Origin of the sequence: Protofrankia coriariae (assembly GCF_001017755.1) — a bacterium.
GTDB lineage: Bacteria > Actinomycetota > Actinomycetes > Frankiales > Frankiaceae > Protofrankia > Protofrankia coriariae.
On record NZ_JWIO01000042.1, the window covers coordinates 16584 to 22589 of the forward strand.

Below are 6006 nucleotides of genomic sequence, written 5' to 3' on the forward strand. Positions count from 1 at the left end.
CCAGCCGCTGGTACGGCTCGGCCTGCGAGTACTGATCGACAGTGAGGACGATCTCGATCTGGTCGGGGAGGCCGAGGACGGGCGCAGGGCGATCGCCGTTGTCCAGCGGACACGTCCGGACGTGGCGCTGCTCGACATCCGGATGCCCGTCCTCGACGGCCTTTCCGCCCTGCGGGCGATCGTCGAGGACCCGCATCTTGATCAGACCCGGGTCGTCATGGTCACCACGTTCGAGCTGGACGAGTATGTCTTCGAGGCGTTGCGCTCAGGCGCGGCCGGGTTCGTGCTGAAGGACGCCGAGCCCGCGGAGTTGCTCCGGGCGATCCGGGTGGTTGCGGCGGGGGAGTCGTTGCTGTCACCGACAGTGACGCGGCGGGTGATCGACGCCTTTGCTCGGCGGCCCGCCGTGCACACACCCGACCTCAGCGGGCTCACCGCACGCGAACGCGAGGTCATGGGCCTGGTGGGCCATGGCCTGTCGAACGACGAGATCGCGGAGAGGCTGTTCATCAGCCCGGCTACGGCCCGTACCCACGTGAGCAGGGTGATGGTGAAGCTGGGGGCGCGCGACCGGGCCCAGCTCGCCGTCCTCGCCAACCAGGCAGGCATGGTCACGCCGTCCTGATGCTTACGCGTTGTCCTGACGCGCGGGTGTGCCCGCACGCTCTCGTCAGGCCCTCTTCGCTGGTCTGTTTCCTTGGTCTGTTTCCACTGGTCGGTTCTCGCGTACACCCGGCCTACGTCGATCTGCGTAGCGCGGTGACGCCGCCGGGCGGACGACGCGACGCCGTCGGCCGGCGACTCTGGGGCCATGACATCGACTGCTGTCACGCCGGCCGTCACCGTACCGGCTGATGTGGCCAACACCGTGGGCGTTTCGCAACGCCGTATACCCGCAGTGACGGACGGTTTCGCCGTGGAGGTCCTTCACCTGACTAAGCATTACGGTCGTAGGACGGTCGTCGACGGCCTGCGGATGCGTATCCCGACCGGTGCGGTCGCCGGCTTCGTCGGTCCCAATGGCGCCGGCAAGACCACCACCTTGCGGATGCTGCTCGGGCTGGTCCGGCCGTCCGCCGGCGAGGGCAGCGTTCTCGGCGCACCGCTCACCAGGCCACAACGGTACCTTCCCAGAGTCGGCGCCCTGATCGAGAACCCCGCCCTCTACCCGGGGCTGTCCGGGGAGCACAATCTCGCCGTGCTCGCCGCCCTCGGCGGTCATGACCGTTCCCGGATTCCGGAGGTCCTGGCCGAGGCCGGGCTCACGGGCCGTGGCGGTGACGCCTTCCGGACCTATTCCCTGGGTATGAAACAGCGGCTGGCGATAGCGGCCGCACTGCTCGCAGACCCTGACCTGCTCGTCCTCGACGAACCCACCAACGGCCTCGACCCGGCCGGTATCCAGCAGATGCGGGAGCTGGTGCGCACACTGGCGCGGCGTCCAGGAGACGGGCGAGTACGGACCGTTCTGATCTCTTCGCACCTTTTGTCCGAAGTGGAACAGATCTGTGACTGGATCGTCGTCATGGAGCACGGCCGCTCGGTCTACCACGGCCCCATCGACGGGCTGATGGCCGCTGGCGGGCGCAGCGTGCTGCTGCGTCCGCAGCATCCGGACCATCTCGGCGCCATGGCCGAGCTCACCACGGGCCGGAACCTGTCCGTGCGGCGCGACGGCGACCGGCTGCGTGTCGACCTACCCCCGTCCGTCCCCGGCGAGCGGGGTGACCAGAGGTACCTGGATGCCGAGTCGGCCATGGACGCGGTGCTCGCCGAGCTGAACCGGGACGCGTTCGCGGCGGGCATCACCCTCGTGGAGATCACCCCGGTGCGGGTAAGCCTGGAAGAGCGTTACCAAAGCCTGGTGGGTGGAAGCGCGGTCGATCATGCCCCTGGCACGTCGCCGGTGGCCGGGGTTTCCCGGGAACTGGAGGGAACGCGATGAACCGCGCGTTGCATGCGGAGCTACTCAAACTGCGCCGTCGAGGGACGCTTGTCGCCATCGCGGCGGTGGCCGTGATGGGGATGTTGGCGAGCGTCCTGGCCTTCGCCCTCGCCGAGGACACCGCACGGCCTCTCGACGGTCCCAGTGCGGGATTCGCCATGACGCTGGCACGCCTTGCCGGCCCGGACGGCCCCAGCGTTGGATTCGCCGCCGGGATGACCTTCATCGGCCTGCTCGTCTTCGTGGTCTTCACCGCGAATGTCACCAACGAGTACGGCCAGGGGACACTGCGGACGCTGCTGTTGCAGCAGCCACGGCGGGCGGCCTGGCTCGCAGGCAAACTGACCGCGATGTTCGTGATGATGACGGTGGCGCTGTTGGTGGCACTGACGCTCAGCGTGGCCACAGCTGTCGTCATGGCGCAACTGCGCGGGGTGGACACGTCGCAGTGGTGGAGCGAGGCGGCACTCGAAACCGCCGCTGCCAATTTCCTGAACGCGCTCCTCGCCACGATGTGTTTCGCGCTTGTCGCGACGGCGCTGGGTGTGCTGACCCGCTCCACCGTGCTGGCGCTGTCGATCGGGATTGCCTGGATGCTGCCGGTCGAGCACATCATCCAACAGACATGGGCGGGCGCGGCCCGGACGTTCCCAGGCCTGGTGTTCGACGCGGTCGCCCGCGGCGGCCTGCCGGATGCCTCCTACGGCCCGGCGTTGGCGCTCGCGGCCGGGTACGCCGGCGTTGCCGCGGTACTGGCAGCCGTCGCCCTCACCCGCNGGCAGCCGTCGCCCTCACCCGCCGCGACGTAACTGCCTGACTGGCTGATCCAGTTTATAGTCAACGCTGTTGACGGCATCGATCCACAATTTGATCTTCTAGTTCTGGTGGCCGCGACATCTGGATCATGTGGCCGGGTGGGTGGGGCGCATCAGGACGAGGACGATGGCGCCAGCGAGCAGGCCGGCCGCGGCGGCCACCGCGAACGCCCCCTGGACACCGGTCACCGCCGAGGCGTGCACGGCGTTGTCGAGAGCGTGCCGGGTGCTCGGCGGGGCCGCGCGCAGCAGCGACGCCGTCTGGCCGCCGGCGACCGCGCGGGCCGTCCGAGCCGCGTCCTCGACGCCGCGTCCGGACAGGCTGCGCTGCGCGCGAGCGGCGAACACGCTGCCCAGGACAGCGATACCGAAGGCGAAACCGAGCTGCCGCGCGGTGTTGACCGCGCCGGCGGCCATGCCACCGCGCCGCGCGGGCACGAGCGCCATCGAGACCGAACCAAGCGCGGGCGTCACGATCCCCACCCCGATACCGATCACCACGAAACCGGGTATGAGTGCCGGCCAGCTCGCCGAGCCGTGGACGAGCACGGCGGCGAGCGCGTCACCGAGGCCGACGACCAGCAGACCGCCACCGAGGATCCAGTCGGGCCGTACACCGTGCAGGAAGCGGCCGGTCGACGCCGAGACCACGAATGCCATGACCGACAGCGGCACACCGGTCAGACCGGCCTCGATCGGGCTGAGACCGACCACGGACTGCAGCCAGATCGAGGTGTAGGCGAACGCGGAGAAGGCGGCGAACGTCAGCAGGACGCCCGTGACGAGCACCCCGACGAACGACCGGTTACGCAGCAGCGCGAGGTCCAGCATGGCGTGCGACGATCGCGACTCGATGCCGGCGAAGAGGGCGAGCAGCACCGCCGCCAGCGCGAGCAGCCACCAGGTGAGCGCGTTGGACCAGCCCTCCTCGCTCGCACGGATGATCGCGTACGTCGCGCCCGCCGCCGCCGCGGTGAACGTGACCATGCCGGGGACGTCCACCCGGCTGTGGGTGGGCTCGTGCGCGTCGGTGAGCACGAACAGGCACAGCACGATGGCGGCGACGCTCACCGGCAGGTTGACGAAGAAGATCCACCGCCAGGACACGCCTTCGGTGAGCAGCCCGCCGATGATCGGGCCGACGGCGGCGGACGCACCCGACACCGCACCCCACAGGCCGTAGGCGCTGCCGCGGTCGCGTCCGGTGTAGGAGCTGTTGAGCAGCGCGAACGTCGTCGCGAACATGGCCGCCGCGCCGACGCCCTGCACGGCGCGCGCCGCGATGAGCGCCGCGGAGTTCGGCGCGATGCCGCATGCGAACGACGACGCCGCGAACACCGCGAGCCCGACGACGTAGGCCCGGCGATGGCCGACGAGGTCCGCGATGGAGCCGGTGCCGAGGACGAGCGCGGCCAGCGCGAACGCATAGGCGTCGACGACCCACTGCAGCGCGCCGAACGACGCGTCGAGGTCGACCACCATGCCCGGCAGGGCGACGTTCACGATCGTCACGTCGACCAGCAGCATGAAGGTGCCGAGACAGACCGTCAGCAGCGGCAGCCACTTACGTACCCGTCCCGTCGCGGGCACGCTCCCGGCCCCGTCCGTCGACCGGATCGCCGGTCCCACGGGCGGGGGCGGGGGAGAGGGAGAGGACGGCTCCATGTCGGTGCCATGACTGCGCTGCGTGTCAGCCTCCTGTGTCATCGGAACAGATGTGGGCCACACCCGCGCCTGCCGGCAGGAGCCGACGGGCGCATCGACATCGACATCGGCTGTTCGACGATCATGAAAACCGTCGAACAGCCGACCAGTGGTCCTCGACCGCGACCGCGGTCCGTACCAGGGAACTCAAACCTAGTGGAAGCCGCGTGCCCTGTTGGAACGAGCACCTTGCCGGAAGCCGCGCGTCCTGGAAGCTGCGGTGTCCTAGAAGTTGCAGTGTCCGCCGTCACGGCCGAAACCGGGACGGGCCACGTCGAAGTCCAGCCGGTTGTCCGGCCCGCTGATGCGTGGCAGGTCGTAGACGCACTGGTGACCGGTTGCGGTGTCGTCGACGGTGACCCGCTGCGACCCGGCGTACATCGCCCCGCTGGTCCAGTCCGTGCCGTTGCTGTAGGTGACTGCGAAGGAGGAGATCGGGTAGTCGGCCGAGGAGCGGGCGTCACCGCCGAAAATGGTGAACTTGATCTCTTTTGCGGCCGGGGCGGCACCGTTGCGGGTTACGCTGCCGATGATTCGGGCGGTGCCCGGGTCCGCGAGGGTCACGAGCTTGATCGTTCCCACGTGGTAGGAGTAGGTCCAGCCGTTCGCCCGGTGGTTGAAATAGTCCACGTAGAAACGGGAGTGAACGTATTCCTGGTCGAGTGCGACGTCCGGGTAGAACTCCAGTGAGAGCCCGGCGGCGCGGGCGCCCCAGTCGGTGCGCAGCGAACCATCGTTGACGTAATCCGGCTGGACGTCGGGCACGAAGTAGCCGTGCGGGAAGAGAATACCCTGGCCGGCCGCGAAGCGCGTGTAGGTGGTGTAGCTTCCAGGTACCTCACAGGCGTTTATGAAGGTGTCGCCGGTGCCGGTCAGTGGATCGTAGTTCTGGCACGGCAGGTACGGCTGCGCGGTCGAACCGAGGACCAGGTCGGCCCCGACCGCGCCCGAGATGGGGACCGCCTGTCCGTTACGGTCGGTAAAACCGCTGAACGGAATGGCGACGCCGAGTCCGCGGGAGGAGTCGCCGGCGTACTGGGTGGAGTCTGCGGCCTGAGCCGGTGTAGTCTGAGCGAGCAGGATCACAGCCATCGAGATGACCGTGAGTGTAGCGGCGCGGCCCCGGCCACCCACCATGCCGGGACGAAAGCGAACTCGAACGCCACGGGCCGCCGGAAAGTGAGTCCGGCGGATGGGCGACTGGCACAAGTGTGTCATCATCCTCGCCTTGTCTCCATAGGGTGGAACACAGTGTGCCAGTCGCTGCCGCGATACGCGCAGAGATGGGCGTCGGAGCGGCCCAACGTCTGCAAAATTTACATTTCGAGATGATGAACAACGAGCTCCGGTGGGCGATGCCACTCATCACGAAGATGAATTCTTACAATGATCCTGCTGTGATCCCGCACTGTAATTCCGCAGGTCCTGGGGGCGGGCCGACGGGAAGAAGTGGGGGAGCGAGGGAGGGGAGGGGACGACAGGCGCTCGGACCGGCTCCGCCTGTCCCGCCCGCTCGCCCGGCCGGCCTGCCGGTACGGCGGG

The 6006-nt window shown here is 68.7% G+C and carries 5 protein-coding genes; 3 read left to right on the forward strand and 2 right to left on the reverse strand.

Translation table 11 applies throughout. The annotated features are described in order from the left end of the window. From FrCorBMG51_RS19965 to FrCorBMG51_RS19975, 3 genes are all read left to right on the forward strand, one after another. Positions 1–625, forward strand: a 625-nt coding sequence (locus FrCorBMG51_RS19965; RefSeq protein ID WP_047224597.1) for a response regulator, incomplete at its 5' end; no start/stop codon positions are given. Between the two features lie 351 nt (positions 626–976). Further along, complete coding sequence (locus tag FrCorBMG51_RS19970) at positions 977–1945, forward strand: ABC transporter ATP-binding protein (RefSeq protein ID WP_235433750.1); 969 nt, start codon at positions 977–979, stop codon at positions 1943–1945. After that, positions 1942–2754, forward strand: coding sequence for an ABC transporter permease (locus FrCorBMG51_RS19975; protein WP_047224572.1), 813 nt, complete (start codon positions 1942–1944; stop codon positions 2752–2754). The genes FrCorBMG51_RS19970 and FrCorBMG51_RS19975 overlap by 4 nt, the downstream gene beginning before the upstream one ends. Positions 2755–2847: 93 nt before the next feature. On the opposite strand, the gene FrCorBMG51_RS19980 is transcribed toward FrCorBMG51_RS19975, so the two are convergent. Together FrCorBMG51_RS19980 and FrCorBMG51_RS19985 are read right to left on the reverse strand one after the other, a co-directional pair. Beyond that, entirely contained in the window at positions 2848–4350 is a 1503-nt protein-coding gene (locus FrCorBMG51_RS19980) for an MFS transporter (protein ID WP_235433751.1), read from the reverse strand. A gap of 339 nt (positions 4351–4689) precedes the next feature. Then, a complete protein-coding gene (locus tag FrCorBMG51_RS19985) occupies positions 4690–5556 on the reverse strand; it encodes a hypothetical protein (RefSeq protein WP_235433752.1) in 867 nt (288 codons plus the stop codon). Positions 5557–6006 lie beyond the last annotated feature (450 nt).

What these genes read in the sequence shown, in the direction of transcription:
- FrCorBMG51_RS19970 (WP_235433750.1), top strand. Translation starts at nt 977, where the DNA reads ATGCGTATCCCGACCGGTGCGGTCGCCGGCTTCGTCGGTCCCAATGGC.
- FrCorBMG51_RS19985 (WP_235433752.1), bottom strand. Translation starts at nt 5,556, where the DNA reads ATGGCTGTGATCCTGCTCGCTCAGACTACACCGGCTCAGGCCGCAGAC.